This is a genomic window from Streptomyces sp. NPDC006326 (genome assembly GCF_040612915.1).
Classification (GTDB): domain Bacteria; phylum Actinomycetota; class Actinomycetes; order Streptomycetales; family Streptomycetaceae; genus Streptomyces.
Window position 1 is genome coordinate 15,090 of the sequence record NZ_JBEXRC010000049.1, and the last position, 15,957, is coordinate 31,046.

Genomic DNA, 15,957 nt, shown 5'->3' on the forward strand with positions numbered 1-15,957 from the left:
AGATACGACCCCGCTCCTCTTCTCGGCGGAGCCGGGGGCTTCTCTGAAGCGGGGACAGCGGGGAGAAGCAATGGCCGTGCCAGGAGATCCACCCGACGGCACCCCCGAGGGCATCGGCGGGGGCGACGAGGAGTTCCGGTCGGACGAGTACCGGTCGGTGGTGTTCGACGAGGACTTCGTCCGCGCTGCGCGGCTCCAGGAGTACTCCGCCGAGGAACGCATGGGCGAGCACGCCCGGGCCGTGCGCAGCCGCTCCATCTGGTCGGGCGCCGGCCCCTCCCGGTCCCGGACGGGCACCCCGGGCCGCGGGGCGCGGCAGGGCATGCTGCTCGTGCTGCTGATCGCGGTGGCCTTCGCCGCCGCCGTCTACATGGGCCTGCGCAACCCGGCCGTGCCGCAGGGCGAGGCCCGTACCGAGCCGCTCTCCAGCACGGTCGTGCCCCTCGCACCCACCACCCCCGTGCCCGGCGGACGCCCCATCGACCTGTACGCGGCCGGCCCGGCGGCCGACTACCGGGTCGGAGCGGCCGGGATCACCCTGCCCGCCGTACGCCACACCCCCCACTTCAGCGACGCCCAGGTCGTCACCGCGCTGTCCGTCGCCAAGGACTACCTGGTGCAGTCGTCCATGGACCCGGACGTGCTGGCCGGCGCCACTTCCCGGCCCGTACGGGTCCTGCTCGACCCGGACCAGGTGGCCCAGTTGGACCGCAGCCTGACCTCGCCGTCCGGCGACGGGCGCCACGCGGCCACCGGCTGGCTGGTCCGCTTCGACCCCGGCACCGCCGTCCTCGCCGACTCCCGGGTCCGGGTGAGCGGCACCCTCGCCTTCGACGAGGTGTCCCCGGACGTGCTGGAGGTGTTCACCGACCACACCTTCGTGTACGCGGTGCGCCCCGCCACCGGGGCCCCGGCCGCCGCCGACGGAGCCTCGCTCTTCACGGTCCGGCGCGAGCTGCGGCTGCGCTTCGACCGGGAAGACCTCGCGGCCCGGCGGGCGGAGCTGGTGACCGCCTACGTGATGGCCGGGCCGCACGACTGCGCCACCGACCCCGCCGCAGGCTTCCGCCCGCTGCTGGCCGGAGCCGCCCCGACCACGGTCGGCCCGCCCGCGAGCGACCCGTACGCCAGCGGGCACCCCCGCCGCACCGCCGGGCTCTGCGGCGTACTGGCGCCGACGGCGAGCGCGCCTCCGACGCAGCCCGTCAGCCCTGCCCCGTAGTCCCCTTGCCCTGGCCGTCCGCGTCCGGACCGGACGCACGGGAGCCGCCCGCACCGGTGGCTCCCGTGAACCTGTCGCGCAGCCGGCCGCCCAGGTCGCCAGCGCCGCCGGCGATGTCGCCCACGAGCTTCATCAGCGGATCCTTGCTGGTGCGCACCGAGTCGGCGTAGTGCGCGGCGGACTCCCGGAAGGAGTCCGTCACCGAGGTGTCCGGGTCCTCCTCCCGCCGCGGGTAGTGCCCGTCCATGATCCGCTGGTGGTCCCGGCTCTGCGACCACTTCTTCAGCTCCGCCGCCCGCACGGTCGTGAAGGGATGCGTCCGCGGCAGCACATTGAGGATCTTCAGCACGGAGTCGCGCAGATCGCCGCTCTCCTCGTACTCCTCGGCCTGGGCCAGGAAGGCGTCCACATTCATCTCGTGGAGGTGGTGGCCGCCCGCCAGCTTCATCAGGCCCCGCATCGAGGCGTTCACGTCCTGGCCCACGAGCAGCCCCGCCCGGTCCGCGGACAGCTCCGACTTGCGGAACCACTCCCGCAGCGCCGTCACGATCGCCATGATCGCCACATTGCCCAGCGGGATCCACGCCACCTTCAGCGCGAGGCCCGTCAGGAACAGCAGCACGGTGCGGTACACGGAGTGCCCCGACAGCGCGTGGCCCACCTCGTGGCCCACCACCGCCCGCATCTCCTCCTCGTCCAGCAGCTCCACCAGGGCCGTGGTCACCACGATGATCGGCTCGTCCAGTCCGATGCACATGGCATTCGGCTTCGGGTCCTGCTGCACGTACATCTGCGGGACCTTCTCCAGGTCCAGGATGTAGCAGGCGTCGCGGAGCATCGCGTACAGGTGCGGGAACTGGGTCTCGCCCACCCGCACCGAGTCCGAGAGGAACAGCAGCCGCAGGCTGCGCTCCGGAAGCAGCCCGCTCAGGGCCTTGAAGACGGTGTCGAACCCGCTCAGCCTGCGCAGCGCGACCAGCGCCGAGCGGTCCGCCGGGTGCTCGTACGCCCGTGAGGAAATCCCCGGGAACCTCCTGCGGTCCCGTGCCGGTGCCTTCTCGAAAACCGTCCCGCTCATGACGCCCTCCCCCTCGATCGGCCAGTCTGCACGTGCGTCTATCCTCTCCAACGCCTGAGTCGGCGTGAGCGTGCCCCAGGCCCCCGCATACGATGTGAGCGAAGTCTCCGCTCGCTCCCCGACTCGATAGGTACCTGCCTGATGAGCCTCTCCTCCACCGCCCACAATCTGGTCGTTCTCGCCTCGGAGGGTGCCGAGCAGCACGGCGGCAACCACGAAAGCCTGAACCCGTACCTGACCGGCGGCGGCGCGCTGTTCATCCTGCTGCTGATGCTCTGGGTGACCACGCGCCTGAACCGCGACCGCTAGAGCCCGGCCGACGCCCTCGCGCCCGCGTGCCGCGCACAAGCCAGGATGCCGGTCCGGCTCGCTCCACCGGGCCAGTAGGCTCTGCGCTCATGGGAGAGCAGGAGATGCCTACCGGCCCGGTCAAGCGCCGGCTCGGCGTGATGGGCGGGACGTTCGACCCGATCCACCACGGACACCTGGTGGCCGCCAGTGAGGTGGCCGCCCTTTTCCACCTCGACGAGGTGGTGTTCGTGCCGACGGGCCAGCCGTGGCAGAAGTCGCAGCGGGCCGTGTCCCCGGCCGAGGACCGCTACCTCATGACGGTCATCGCGACGGCCTCGAACCCCCAGTTCTCGGTCAGCCGCATCGACATCGACCGCGGCGGGCCGACGTACACGATCGACACCCTGCGGGACCTGAGCGCGCTCAACCAGGACGCCGACCTGTTCTTCATCACCGGCGCCGACGCCCTCGCCCAGATCCTGACCTGGCGCAACGCCGAAGAGCTGTTCTCGCTCGCCCATTTCATCGGAGTGACCCGGCCGGGCCACGTCCTCACCGACGACGGACTGCCCGAGGGCGGGGTCTCCCTGGTCGAGGTGCCCGCGCTGGCCATCTCGTCCACGGACTGCCGTGCACGGGTCGCCAAGGGGGACCCGGTCTGGTACCTGGTGCCCGACGGTGTGGTGCGCTACATCGACAAGCGTGAGCTGTACCGGGGAGCCTGAGCTTCCGGAGAGAGGGGCCCTCGGTGAACGACCGACAGGATTCGTACGACCGGTACGATCCGCGCACAGCCCAGGAACAGCAGCTCCTCGGCTACGACGCGTACGGACGGCCGGTGTACGGCCAGGTGCCCGCGCAGCCCGCCCCGCCTGACCCCCAGTACGGGCAGCACTACGGACAGCAGCAGGACCAGCAGCAGTACGGCTACGACTACCAGGGCTACGACGGGCAGCAGTACTACCCCCAGCAGCCCGCAGCGGACTACGGGCAGCAGGAGTACCCCCGGGCCCAGGAGCCGCAGCAGGCCCAGGCCGGGCAGGCCCCCTCCTACGGCTACGACACCCGCCAGGCCCAGCAGTGGATCCCGCAGCAGAGCGCCCCGGAGCCCCCCGGCCCCCTGGCGGAACCGGAGCCCCGGCCGCGCCGGGCCCAGGTCCCCGAGCCGCGCCGCGCCGACTCCGCGCCGGACGCCCCGGACTACCGCACCGAGCAGTTCGCCTTCATCGACCAGCCGGACGAGGACTCCGAGGACGTCATCGACTGGCTCAAGTTCACCGAGAGCCGCACCGAGCGCCGCGAGGAGGCCCGCCGCCGCGGGCGCAAGCGGGTCGTCGCGCTGATCGTCGTCCTCGCCCTGCTGCTGGTCGGCGGTGTCGGCTACCTCTGGTACGACGGCAAGCTGCCGTTCCTCGACGGCCCCGGTCAGAAGAAGGACCCCGCGGCCGCCTCCGGGCCGCAGAAGCGCGACATGATCGTCGTCCACCTGCACAACACCAAGAAGGGCGGCACCTCCACGGCGCTGCTCGTCGACAACGTGACCACGCAGAAGGGCGCCACCGTCCTGGTGCCGAACACCCTGAACGTCCCCAGGGACGACGGCACGGGCACGGCCCTCGGCAAGGCCGTCGAGGACGGCGGTCTCGGCGTGCGCGAGTCCCTCGACTCGGTCCTCGGCACCCACATCGGCGGCACCTGGCGCCTGGACACCCCCTTCCTGGAGAACCTGGTCGAGCTGGTCGGCGGCATCGAGGTCGACACCGACACCGCGCTCCCGGCCGACGAGGCCGCCAAGGCCCCGGCCGTCGCCCAGGGCCAGAAGCAGCACCTCAGCGGGGCCATGGCCGTCGCGTACGCCACGTACCGCGCGCAGGCCGAGCCGGAGGCCAAGCAGCTGGACCGGCTGGGCAAGGTGCTCTACGGCGTGCTGCGCAAGGTCCCCGGCGACCCGAAGTCGGCCACGGTCACCGTCGAGAGCATGGGCCAGATCCTCGACCCGGCCCTGAACGCCCAGACCCTCGGCGCCCTGCTCGCCAAACTCGGCGAGCACGCCAAGGAGGGCGCGTACCGCACCGACGTCCTCGCGGTGAAGCCGGACGGCACGCTCACCGACGACAGCAGCAAGAACGTCGTCAAGGAGGTGCTCGGCGGCAGCTTCACGGCCGCCCAGGCGGGCACCGCCCCCCGCGTCGGACTCAAGGACGCCACCGGCGACGAGAAGACGCAGATCGCGGCGAAGGCGGCCCTGCTGAACGGCGGCTACACCTTCGTGGACGGCGGCAGGGCCGACAAGACGCAGTCCACCACGCAGATCACGTACCAGGACGACGCGCAGCGGGCCCGGGCGGTCGACGTGGCCAAGACGCTGGGCCTGCCGGAGTCGGTCGTGAAGAAGGCCGAGAACGCCGTGAACGCGGACGTCGTGGTCACCCTGGGCAAGGACTACAAACCGTCCTGAGCCGGCTCCCGGCCGTGCCGCCGCCCGCGCAGAACGCTGCGCGCGGGCGGTGTCGGCGGTACATGAGACCCTTGTAGGGATCTGCCCGCCAACCCGAAAGCATGGCCAGTGACCGCCACGGACCGCTCCATCGAGCTCATCACGACCGCCGCCCAGGCCGCGGCCGACCGGCTCGCGCACGACATCATCGCGTACGACGTCAGCGACGTGCTGTCGATCACCGACGCCTTCCTGCTCGCCTCGGCGCCCAACGACCGCCAGGTCAAGTCGATCGTCGACGAGATCGAGGAGCGCCTGCAGAAGGAGCTCGGTGCCAAGCCGGTGCGCCGGGAGGGCGACCGCGACGCCCGCTGGATCCTGCTCGACTACGTCGACATCGTCGTCCACGTGCAGCACAGCGAGGAGCGCGTCTTCTACGCGCTGGAGCGCCTGTGGAAGGACTGCCCCGAGATCGAGCTGCCCGAGGACGCCAAGCTGACCAAGGGCAAGGCGGAGGAGCACGCCAAGCTGCGGGAGGCGGCGGGCGGCGACGAACTGGACGGTGATCTGTTCTGAGCACGACCGGCACGACCAGCACGAGCGCCGCGGGCAGTACGGCCGGCGGTTCTAAGACCGGCCGCAAGATCGTCCTGTGGCGGCACGGCCAGACGGCGTGGAACCTGGAGCGCCGCTTCCAGGGCTCCACGGACATCGAGCTGACCGAGACGGGCCGCGCGCAGGCGCGCCGGGCCGCCCGGCTGCTCGCCTCGCTGAAGCCGGACGCCATCGTGGCCTCCGACCTCCGGCGGGCCTCGGCCACGGCGGCCGAGCTGGCCTCGGTCACGGGCCTGCCCGTGGCGCACGACGCGGCGCTGCGCGAGACGTACGCCGGTGAGTGGCAGGGCCTGACGCACGAGGAGATCCTCGGGAAGTACGGCGAGCAGTACGCGGCGTGGAAGCGCGGCGAGCCCGTCCGCCGGGGCGGCGGCGAGCTGGAGACCGAGGTCGCCGACCGGGCGGCTCCGGTGGTGCTGGAGCACGCCGACCGGCTGCCGCAGGGCGGCACGCTCGTCGTGGTCAGCCACGGCGGCACCATCCGCACGACCATCGGGCGGCTGCTCGGCCTGGAGGCGCACTACTGGGAGGGCCTGGGCGGGCTCTCCAACTGCTGCTGGTCCGTCCTCGGCGAGGGCGCGCGCGGCTGGCGCCTGCTGGAGCACAACGCCGGCACGCTGCCGGAACCGGTGCTCGGCGACGACGACTGACGGACGCCGACGCGCGTCCGGGGGCGGCTTCCACCCGGATTTCACTTTCCGGCTGGTCACAGGCTAGAGTTCTTCTTGTTCGCAGCGCGGAACACCGGAAACGGGGGGAGCGCGGCGGAGAGCGGGGCTATAGCTCAGTTGGTAGAGCGCCTGCATGGCATGCAGGAGGTCAGGAGTTCAATTCTCCTTAGCTCCACAATCAGGATCCCGTCCCCAACAGGGGGCGGGATCCTTCCCTTTGTCCCTTCTGTCCTCCGCGCTTGCTGACCTGCCCCGCGCCCGCGTGGCAGAATCGGACGGCCGAAGGGGGAGTCGACGGCCCGACGTGGGAGGGAGTCGCTGACGGATGGGTGCACACCGGCGGCGGTGCGACTGGTGCAACAACGGCACGCCGATCGTGCGGGACATGGAACCGGTCAACCCCGACTACCAGTACTGGTGCGAGGAATGCGCACGGGCGTTGATCATAAAAGGCGACCCCATCGAGACGTACCGCGAGCTGGAGGGCGAGCCGATCTACGGCCGGCTGCTCGACGAGCACTGCACGCTCAAGCGGTTCTACCAGTTCGCCAGGGCCTAGGCCGCAACCGGGGCGAATCGGGCAAAACCTCTCGACCGGAAACCGATTTTTGGACCTGGGCCATGACCGTGTAATGTTCTCGATGTCGCCAGGGGGAACCGGCAAGGGAAACCGAGCAGGAGTCCGGCGGCAGAGAAGCAAGGGGCTATAGCTCAGTTGGTAGAGCGCCTGCATGGCATGCAGGAGGTCAGGAGTTCAATTCTCCTTAGCTCCACAGTGAAGAAGCGGGCCACCCGGATCGGGTGGTCCGCTTCTCGTTGTGCGGAACGGTCGAGCAGCCGCGGGGACCGCTGCGGTACCCTGACGCCATGCGTGCCGTACGCCTTCTGCTTACCGAGCCGCGCTGATCAGTGCCGACCCTTCGAGACGGTCGGCATCGGCGCGGCGCCCCCTCCTGTGCGAGGGGTTTTTTCGTTTGGGCAGGCAGAGACGGCAGAGACGATCGATGGAGCTTCAGGAATCATGAGCGAGACGAACACCCCGGCCCCCGAGGCGGCCGAGGCGCACCGTTACACGGCTGCCCTGGCCGCCGACATCGAGGCACGCTGGCAGGACGTATGGGACGCGCAGGGCACCTACGAGGCCCCGAACCCGACCGGTGACCTGGCCGGGGACCCGGCGGTCGTCGCCCGCCCCAAGAAGTTCATCATGGACATGTTCCCGTACCCCTCGGGTGCGGGCCTGCACGTCGGCCACCCGCTCGGCTACATCGCCACGGACGTCTTCGCCCGCCACCAGCGGATGACCGGCCACAACGTCCTGCACACCCTGGGCTTCGACGCCTTCGGCCTGCCGGCCGAGCAGTACGCCGTCCAGACCGGCACGCACCCGCGCGTCTCCACCGAGGCGAACATCGAGAACATGAAGGTCCAGCTGCGCCGGCTGGGCCTGGGCCACGACAAGCGCCGGTCGTTCGCGACGATCGACCCGGACTACTACAAGTGGACCCAGTGGATCTTCCTGCAGATCTACAACTCCTGGTACGACGCCGACGCGCGCAAGGCCCGTCCCATCGCCGAGCTGGTCACCGCCTTCGAGAACGGCTCCCGCGAGCTGCCGGGCGGGCGCGCGTGGGCCGAGCTGACCGCGGGCGAGCGGGCCGACGTACTGAACGAGCACCGGCTGGCGTACGCCTCGGACGCGCCGGTGAACTGGTGCCCCGGGCTGGGCACGGTCCTGGCCAACGAGGAGGTCACCGCGGACGGCCGCTCCGAGCGCGGCAACTTCCCGGTCTTCAAGGCCAAGCTGAGCCAGTGGAACATGCGGATCACCGCCTACGCCGACCGCCTGCTGGACGACCTGGACGCACTGGACTGGCCCGAGGCCATCAAGCTGCAGCAGCGCAACTGGATCGGCCGCAGCGAGGGCGCCCGCGTCGACTTCCAGGTCGGCGACGCCGGTGCGATCACCGTCTTCACCACCCGCCCCGACACCCTGTTCGGCGCCACGTACATGGTGCTGGCGCCCGAGCACGAGCTCGTCGAGAAGATCGTCCCGGCCGAGTGGCCCGAGGGCACGCACCAGGTGTGGACCGGCGGCGCCGCGACCCCGGGCGAGGCCGTGGACGCGTACCGCAAGCAGGCCGCCCAGAAGTCGGACGTGGAGCGCCAGGCCGAGGCCAAGGACAAGACCGGTGTCTTCACCGGCGCCTACGCCACCAACCCGGTCAGCGGCGACCTGGTCCCGGTCTTCATCGCCGACTACGTGCTGATGGGTTACGGCACCGGCGCGATCATGGCCGTCCCGGCGCACGACTCCCGCGACTTCGCCTTCGCGCAGGCCTTCGAGCTGCCGATGCGCTGCGTCGTGGAGCCCTCCGACGACCGCGACGCCGACCCGGCGGAGTGGGACGACGCGTTCACCTCCTACGACGGCACCATCGTGAACTCGACCGGCGAGGGCATCTCCCTGGACGGACTGGGCGTCGTCGAGGCCAAGTCCGCCATCACGGCGTGGCTGGCCGAGCGGGGCATCGGCGAGGGCACCGTCAACTTCCGCCTGCGCGACTGGCTGTTCAGCCGCCAGCGGTACTGGGGCGAGCCCTTCCCGATCGTCTACGACGAGGACGGCGTCGCCCACCCGCTGCCCGAGTCGATGCTGCCCCTGGAGCTGCCGGAGGTCGAGGACTACTCGCCGCGCACCTTCGAGCCGGACGACGCGACCTCGCAGCCGGAGACCCCGCTGTCGCGGAAGTCCGACTGGGTCAACGTCGAGCTGGACCTGGGCGACGGCCGCGGCGTGCGCCCGTACCGCCGCGAGACCAACACCATGCCGAACTGGGCCGGTTCCTGCTGGTACGAGCTGCGCTACCTGGACCCGAACAACTCCTCGGCGCTGGTGGACCCGCAGATCGAGCAGTACTGGATGGGGCCGCGGGACGGCGCCCCGCACGGCGGCGTCGACCTGTACGTCGGCGGCGCCGAGCACGCGGTGCTGCACCTGCTGTACGCGCGCTTCTGGTCGAAGGTGCTGTTCGACCTCGGCCACGTCTCCTCGGCCGAGCCGTTCCACAAGCTGTTCAACCAGGGCATGATCCAGGCGTACGCCTACACCGACGAGCGCGGTGTGTACGTCCCGGCGGCCGAGGTCGAGGAGCGCGACGGCGGCTACTTCCACCAGGACAAGCCGGTCAAGCGCGAGCACGGCAAGATGGGCAAGTCCCTGAAGAACGCCGTCACGCCGGACGAGATCTGCGAGGAGTACGGCGCGGACACCCTGCGCCTGTACGAGATGGCGATGGGTCCGCTGGACGTCTCGCGTCCGTGGGACACCCGGGCCGTGGTGGGCCAGTACCGGCTGCTGCAGCGCCTGTGGCGCAACGTCGTCGACGAGGAGACCGGCCAGGTCACCGTCGTCGACGCCGAGCCGGGCGAGGAGACGCTGCGCGCGCTGCACAAGGCGATCGACGGAGCCGGCTCGGACATGGCGGGCCTGCGGTTCAACACCGCCATCGCCAAGATCACCGAGCTGAACAACTTCCTGACCAAGGCGGGGCGCCCGCTGGAGCGCTCGGTCGCCGAGCGCCTGGTCCTGCTGATCGCCCCGCTGGCCCCGCACATCGCGGAGGAGCTGTGGCACCGCCTGGGGCACACCGAGTCGGTCGTTCACCAGGACTTCCCGGTCGCCGACCCGGCGTACGTCGTGGACGAGAGCGTGACCTGCGTGGTCCAGATCAAGGGCAAGGTCAAGGCCCGGCTGGAGGTTCCGCCGGCGATCTCCGAGGGTGACCTGGAGCAGCTGGCGCTGACCGACGAGGCGGTCGTGGCGGCGCTGGGCGGCGCAGAGATCCGCAAGGTGATCGTGCGGGCGCCGAAGCTGGTGAACATCGTCGTCTGAAGCGCCCGACCGGTCGGGCCGGGCTAGGGGTCTTCCCGTACGGGCAGGTTGGGGGTTCGTTTGGAACCCCCGGCCTGCCCGTGGCGTTTACGGTGGAGGGGACGGCAAGCAGCAGGGGAAGGGAACCTCATGGAGGCGGGCGCGTTGGTCATCATCATGGCCCTGTTGGTGCTGTTCGCCTTCCTGGGCCTGGGAGTGTGGGCCACCGTGAAGGTGGTCGGCGCGGCGAAGCGGGGCGTGGACCGCACGATCCACCAGGCCCGGCGGACGGTGGAGGACACCACCTTGAAGGCGAGGAGCCTCGGCCAGGTCGGCGTCGCGGGCGCCCTGGCCCAGCTGCGGCTGGACCTGCGGACGTCGATGCGGGCCACGCAGCAGGCCTTGCACCAGGGGGTGCGGACGGATGCCTCGCTTAAGGAGTCGATCGGGCTGTTCGAGCGGCTCAGTGCGCACGGGCAGGAGCTGGACGACGAGCTGAAGCGGCTGGAGCAGGAGCCGGACCGCAAGCGCACCGCCGAAGCCCTGCCTGACCTGCGGGAACGGGTGGGGAAGATCACGCAGGCGGCGGACTCGCTGCGGTGGGCCGCCAGGGACCGCGCCCGCCGTTTCGCGGAGGACGACCTGTCGGCGCTGTCGGAGCAGATCAAGATGGAGTCCGGCGCACTGCGGGACTGGTCCCGTGAGCCGGTGGACGACCTGGCGGCGGCAGCAGCGGCCTGGGACGCGACGCAGGCGCCGGGGCAGGGCGGCCGGCAGCCGTCCGAGGGGCAGGGACAGGCCGCCCCGGGGAACCGGCCCCAGGCCCTGGACCCCGCGGCGCCGCCCGCACGCCACCCGTGGCAGAAGGCCCCGCGCCCGGAATCGACGACCTGAGCCGCTGCCGACCTCTTGCCCGGTGCGTCGGCGGTGCCGGTCCGGCCGCCGCGGTCGGCGGGCGGGGTCGGGATCGGGGTGCGCGGGGTGCGCGCGGGCGGTCGGCGGGGTCGGGGTGCGTGGGCGGTCGGCGGGGGCGCGGTGCGGGATCGGCCGCTGGATTCGGTTGTGGGGAACGGGCCGCCGGGGTTCGGGGTGCGGGATCGGCCGCTGGATTCGGTTGTGGGGAACGGGCCGCCGGGCCGTGGCGGTGGCCGGGTCGCCGTGTGGGCGCGCCGAGTTGGGGCGCCGTCCCGATGGTGCGGGCCGGTGAGGCATGTTCCGGGTCTCGGGCACAGGGTGCCGTCCCGCCCCCACTGGCGGTAACCTCCGGCTCATGTCCCGCCATGTCGCGATCGTCACCGATTCCACGGCCTACCTGCCCCCACAGGCCCTGGCGCGGCACGGAATCACCTCCGTCCCGCTGACCGTGGTCCTCGGCGGGGAGGCCCTCGAAGAGGGCACCGAAATCTCGGCCCGAAGCCTCGCCCAGGCGCTCCAGAAGCGTCGCTCGGTCACGACGTCGCGGCCCAGCCCCGAGGAGTTCGCCCGGGCCTACGAGGCGGCCGCGGAGGCCGGTGCGACCGGGATCGTCAGCCTGCACCTGTCCGCCGAGTTCTCCGGCACCTACGACGCCGCGGTGCTCGCCGCCAAGACCGCGCGGGTCCCCGTCCGCGTGGTCGACACCGGCATGGTCGCGATGGCCCTCGGCTTCTGCGCCCTCGCCGCCGCGGAGACGGCCGACGCCGGGGGGACCCTGGACGAGGCCGTGGCCGCCGCCGAGAAGCGGGCCGCCGACATGTCGGCCTACTTCTACGTCGACACCCTGGACTACCTGCGCCGGGGCGGCCGCATCGGCGCCGCGCAGGCGCTCCTCGGCTCCGCCCTCGCGGTCAAGCCGCTGCTCACGCTGGACGGCGGGCGCATCGAGATGCTGGAGAAGGTGCGTACGGCCTCCAAGGCCATCGCGAGGCTGGAAGAGCTGGCGGTCGAACGGGCCGGAACGGGCAGCGTCGACGTGGCCGTGCACCACCTGGCGGCGCCGGAGCGGGCCGAGAAGCTCGCCGAGCGGCTGCGCGAGCGCATTCCCGGCCTGGTCGAACTGCACGTCAGCGAGGTCGGCGCGGTGATCGGCGCGCACACCGGCCCGGGGCTGCTGGCGGCGGTCGTCTCGCCGCACTGAGTTCGCCCGTTCCCGTCCCGTGCCCGTTCCTGTCTCTGTCCCCGTTTCTTCCCGTGCCCGTGCCCGTGCCCGTGCCGGTGCCCGTGCCCGTCCCTTCCCGTTCCCGTGCACCGGAACGGGTGGCGGAGTTGTCCACAACGGCGGGGTTGTCCACCGGAATTAGGGGGTCCGAGCGGGGTGGGGAGGGGGCCCCTACCTTCGTGGCATGACTCTTCGCACACGACGTTCGCATCCCTCCGGCGCCACCAGTGGCCCCGGTCGCCCCCGTCTCTCCGACGGCCGGCTCCGACACCGCCGTGGTCGTCGGCCGGTCCCGCCCCACGACCCGGGGGCCGCGGCGCTACGCCGCCGGGCGGAGGCCCTCCTCGGGGGCAGCGGCCCGCCGCAGGTGCCCGTGCCTGCGCCCCCGCCCGATCCGGTCCCGGCCCCGGTCGCGGCGGATCCCGAGCCGGAGAGGGTGGCCGGGCCCGGGCCGGAGCCGCCGCGAGGGGGGTCCGGGGCGGCCTTGCGATGGCTCGCCGTGCGCGAGCGGCTGCCGATGTGGGTGCAGGCCCGGTGCGGGGTGGAGCCGCGTGCCGTGGCGGCGGTGGCGGTGGTGCTGGCCGCCGCGGTCGCGTTCGGGGTCCAGCAGTACTGGTCGGGCCGGCCGGAGCCGGTGACCGCCCCGGCGGTGGTCGCGCCGGCGGCGGGGCCGGCCCCGGCGGCAGGACCCGAGGGTTCTGCGGGACCGCCGGGCGGTGCCGGGGGCGCGGGCGTGGTGGTGGATGTCAGCGGCAAGGTGCGTGACCCAGGGGTGCGCAGGCTGCCCGCCGGTTCGCGGGTGGAGGACGCCCTGGCCGCCGCCGGGGGCGTGCGGCCGGGCACCGACACCACCGGGCTCAACCGGGCCCGGGTGCTGGTGGACGGCGAACAGGTGCTGGTGGGAGCCACCGCGCAGCCCCTCCCGGGCGGGGCCGCTGCGGGCCCGGCTCCCGGCCCGCTGAGCCTGGGCACGGCCACCGTCGAACAGTTGGACGGCCTGCCCGGGGTCGGGCCGGTGCTGGCGCAGCACATCGTCGACTTCCGGACCGCCCGCGGCGGCTTCCGGTCGGTGGAGGAGCTCCGCCAGGTGGACGGCATCGGGGAGCGGCGGTTCTCCGACCTGCGCAAGCTGGTGCGGCCGTGAACCGCCCCGAGGGGCCGGGCCCGGTGGATCTGCGGCTCGCGCTGCCGGCGCTGGCCGCGTGGGCGGGGGCCGCCCTCGCGCTCGGTGCGCCGGTCGGCCGGACCGCCATCGGGGCGGGGCTCGGCCTCATCGGCGCCGGACTGCTGGTGCTGGCCGGGTGCCGGCGCCCGGAGCGGCTGTGGAGGCTCGGTACGGCCGCGGCCCTGGCCCTCCTCGCCGCCTCGGCCGGGGCCGGGGTGGCGGCCCTCCAGCAGGCCGGGGCCCGGGCCGGGCCGGTCGTGGGGCTGGCCGGGGAGCGGGCCAGGGTGCTGGCCGAGCTCACCGTCGGCTCCGATCCGCGGACCGCCCGGAGCGGGAGCGGGCCGCCCGCGGTGGTGCTGGACGCCGTGCTGACCCGGGTGACCGGGCCCGACGGCCGGCAGAGCCGCGTCGAGACCCCCGTACGGGTCGTGGCCGGGCATCCGCAGTGGGCTCGGCTGCTGCCCTCGACGCGGGTGGAGGTGGTCGGCCGGCTGGCTCCAGGCCGGGCGGGGGAGCGGGCCGTGGCGCTGCTGCGCCCCGCCGCGGACACCCCGCCGCGGGTGACCGGCGGGCCCGACGCCCTCCAGCGCGCCGCCGGGAGGCTGCGGGCCGGACTGCGCGAAGCCACCGGGGGACTCGCGCCCGATGCCAGGGCCCTGCTGCCCGGGCTGGTGGTGGGGGACACCTCGCGGGTGCCGCCCGACCTGGACGAGGCGTTCCGGGCCACCGACCTGCTGCATCTGCTGGCGGTGTCCGGGTCCAACCTGACGGTGGTCCTGTTCCTGCTGATCGGCCCGCCGGCCCGTGCCCAGCGGGCCGAGCGGAGCGGGCTCGCGCCCCGCCTCGGGCTCTCGCTGCGGGGGACCGCCCTGTGCGGGACGGCGCTGACGCTGGGGTTCGTGGTGGTGTGCCGGGCGGAGCCGAGCGTGCTGCGGGCCGCGGCCTGCGGGACGGTGACCCTGCTGGCCCTCGCCACCGGGCGGCGTAGATCCCTGGTGCCCGCCCTGGCCGCGGCCGTGCTGCTGCTGGTGCTCTGGGACCCGTGGATGGCCCGCAGTCCCGGCTTCCTGCTCTCGGTCCTGGCCACGGGGGCCCTGCTGACGCTCGGTCCGCGGTGGAGCGGAGCCCTGCGGCGGCGGGGGATGCGGCCGCGCTTCGCGGAGGCGCTGGGGGCCGCCGCCGCGGCGCAGGCGGTGTGTGCACCGGTGGTCGTCGTGCTGTCGGCGCGGGTGAGCCTCGTGGCGGTGCCATGCAACCTGCTGGCCGAGCTCGCAGCGGGGCCCGCGACCGTGCTCGGCTTCGCGGCACTGGCCGCCGCTCCGCTGTGCATGCCCGCCGCCGAGCTGCTCGCGCGGTGCGCGGGGGTGCCCGCCGGCTGGATCGCGGGCGTCGCCCGGACCGGGGCCCGGCTGCCCGGAGCCGAGTTCGCCTGGCCCGGCGGTGTGGCCGGGGGGCTGCTGCTGGCCGGGGCCACCCTGGCCGTCGTGGTGCTGGGGGCCCGCCTGGTGCGTCGGCCGTGGGTGTGCTCGGGCCTGGCGGTGCTGCTGCTCCTCGCCCTGCTGCGGCCGCCGCAGCTGACCCGTACGCTCACCGGCTGGCCCCCGCCCGACTGGAGTTACGTGCAGTGCGCGGTGGGCCAGGGGGACGCCGCCGTGCTCGCCGCGGGGGCGGGCGCGGCCGTCGTGGTGGACACCGGTCCGGAACCGGGCCTGGTGGACGGGTGCCTGCGCGCCCTGGGGGTGCACCGGGTGCCGCTGCTGTTGCTGACGCACTTCCACGCCGATCACGTCGGCGGCCTGGCCGGGGTGCTGCGGGGCAGGGTGGTGGGGGTGATCCAGACCACCACACTGGAAGAACCCGCCGGGCAGGCCGGGTTCGTCCGCCGGACCGCGGCCGCCGCCCGGGTGCCCGTCGTACCGGCGAAGGCGGGCGAGCGGCGCAGGATCGCCGCCCTGGAGTGGGAGGTGCTGTGGCCACCGCCGGAAGGCCCGCCGCCCGAGGGGCCCAACGACGCGAGCGTGGCCCTGCTGGTGCGCAGCGCCGGCCTCACCCTGCTGCTGCTCGGTGACCTCGAACCCCCCTCGCAGCAGGCGCTGTTGATGGGTCGTCCGGACCTGGGGCCGGTCGATGTCCTGAAGGTCGCCCACCACGGCTCCGCCCACCAGGATCCGGGCCTGCAGGATCGGATCCGGCCCCGGCTGGCGCTCGTCCCGGTCGGTGAGGGCAACCGCTACAGACATCCCGCGGCGGGCACGCTCGCACGGCTGCGGTCGAAGGGGGCGACGGTCCTGCGCACGGACACCGACGGCTCGATCGCGGTGAGCGGGAGCGGCCCGTCCCTGCGGGCGTTCCCGTCCGGCCGGCGGCGCAGGCGACACGGGCGGAGGGGGCGGCCCCGTTCTGTTTGCCCCCGACCCGACAGCATGATCGAATGCGTTTTCGCCAGAGCGGTACAAGTCCACACAGC

The 15,957-nt window shown here is 73.1% G+C and carries 12 protein-coding genes, 2 tRNA genes and 1 pseudogene; 14 read left to right on the forward strand and 1 reads right to left on the reverse strand.

The window, feature by feature from the left end; genetic code table 11:
• Positions 1-70 precede the first annotated feature (70 nt).
• Positions 71-1,222 carry a hypothetical protein gene (locus ABZ128_RS29390; protein ID WP_356852161.1) on the forward strand — a complete coding sequence of 384 codons (1,152 nt, stop codon included), beginning with the start codon at positions 71-73 and terminating at the stop codon, positions 1,220-1,222.
• On the opposite strand, the gene ABZ128_RS29395 is transcribed toward ABZ128_RS29390, so the two are convergent.
• Positions 1,206-2,300, reverse strand: coding sequence for a M48 family metallopeptidase (locus tag ABZ128_RS29395; RefSeq protein ID WP_356852163.1), 1,095 nt, complete (start codon positions 2,298-2,300; stop codon positions 1,206-1,208). The two genes, ABZ128_RS29390 and ABZ128_RS29395, sit on opposite strands and share 17 nt — an antisense overlap.
• Positions 2,301-2,441: 141 nt before the next feature.
• On the opposite strand from ABZ128_RS29395, the gene ABZ128_RS29400 reads away from it, so the two are divergent.
• The 13 genes and pseudogenes from ABZ128_RS29400 to ABZ128_RS29460 form a co-directional block, all read left to right on the forward strand.
• Positions 2,442-2,609: a hypothetical protein gene (locus ABZ128_RS29400; RefSeq protein WP_356852165.1), complete on the forward strand. Its 168-nt coding sequence runs from the start codon at positions 2,442-2,444 to the stop codon at positions 2,607-2,609.
• 89 nt (positions 2,610-2,698) lie between these two features.
• A complete protein-coding gene (gene nadD, locus ABZ128_RS29405; protein ID WP_356852167.1) occupies positions 2,699-3,316 on the forward strand; it encodes a nicotinate-nucleotide adenylyltransferase in 618 nt (205 codons plus the stop codon).
• Positions 3,317-3,339: 23 nt separating this feature from the next.
• Positions 3,340-5,049, forward strand: coding sequence for a LytR C-terminal domain-containing protein (locus ABZ128_RS29410; RefSeq protein WP_356852168.1), 1,710 nt, complete (start codon positions 3,340-3,342; stop codon positions 5,047-5,049).
• 108 nt (positions 5,050-5,157) lie between these two features.
• Positions 5,158-5,604, forward strand: a complete 447-nt coding sequence (rsfS, locus tag ABZ128_RS29415; protein ID WP_356852170.1) for a ribosome silencing factor — start codon at positions 5,158-5,160, stop codon at positions 5,602-5,604.
• A 68-nt stretch (positions 5,605-5,672) separates the two neighbouring features.
• The gene (locus tag ABZ128_RS29420) at positions 5,673-6,293 is read left to right on the forward strand and encodes a histidine phosphatase family protein (protein ID WP_356852215.1); all 621 of its coding nucleotides are present in this window, start codon (positions 5,673-5,675) and stop codon (positions 6,291-6,293) included.
• A 123-nt stretch (positions 6,294-6,416) separates the two neighbouring features.
• A tRNA-Ala gene (locus ABZ128_RS29425) sits at positions 6,417-6,489 on the forward strand.
• A 150-nt stretch (positions 6,490-6,639) separates the two neighbouring features.
• Positions 6,640-6,873, forward strand: a complete 234-nt coding sequence (locus ABZ128_RS29430) for a hypothetical protein (RefSeq protein WP_007264019.1) — start codon at positions 6,640-6,642, stop codon at positions 6,871-6,873.
• A 141-nt stretch (positions 6,874-7,014) separates the two neighbouring features.
• Positions 7,015-7,087, forward strand: a tRNA-Ala gene (locus tag ABZ128_RS29435).
• Between the two features lie 248 nt (positions 7,088-7,335).
• The gene (leuS, locus tag ABZ128_RS29440; protein WP_356852172.1) at positions 7,336-10,209 is read left to right on the forward strand and encodes a leucine--tRNA ligase; all 2,874 of its coding nucleotides are present in this window, start codon (positions 7,336-7,338) and stop codon (positions 10,207-10,209) included.
• Positions 10,210-10,338: 129 nt separating this feature from the next.
• Complete coding sequence (locus ABZ128_RS29445) at positions 10,339-11,082, forward strand: hypothetical protein (RefSeq protein WP_356852173.1); 744 nt, start codon at positions 10,339-10,341, stop codon at positions 11,080-11,082.
• Between the two features lie 376 nt (positions 11,083-11,458).
• Positions 11,459-12,304, forward strand: a complete 846-nt coding sequence (locus ABZ128_RS29450) for a DegV family protein (protein WP_356852175.1) — start codon at positions 11,459-11,461, stop codon at positions 12,302-12,304.
• Between the two features lie 205 nt (positions 12,305-12,509).
• On the forward strand, positions 12,510-13,469 hold the full coding sequence (locus ABZ128_RS29455) for a ComEA family DNA-binding protein (RefSeq protein WP_356852176.1): 960 nt from the start codon (positions 12,510-12,512) through the stop codon (positions 13,467-13,469).
• Positions 13,466-15,838, forward strand: a pseudogene (locus ABZ128_RS29460) (ComEC/Rec2 family competence protein); the annotation flags it as partial. The gene ABZ128_RS29455 and the pseudogene ABZ128_RS29460, both read left to right, overlap by 4 nt.
• Between the last annotated feature and the right edge of the window lie 119 nt (positions 15,839-15,957).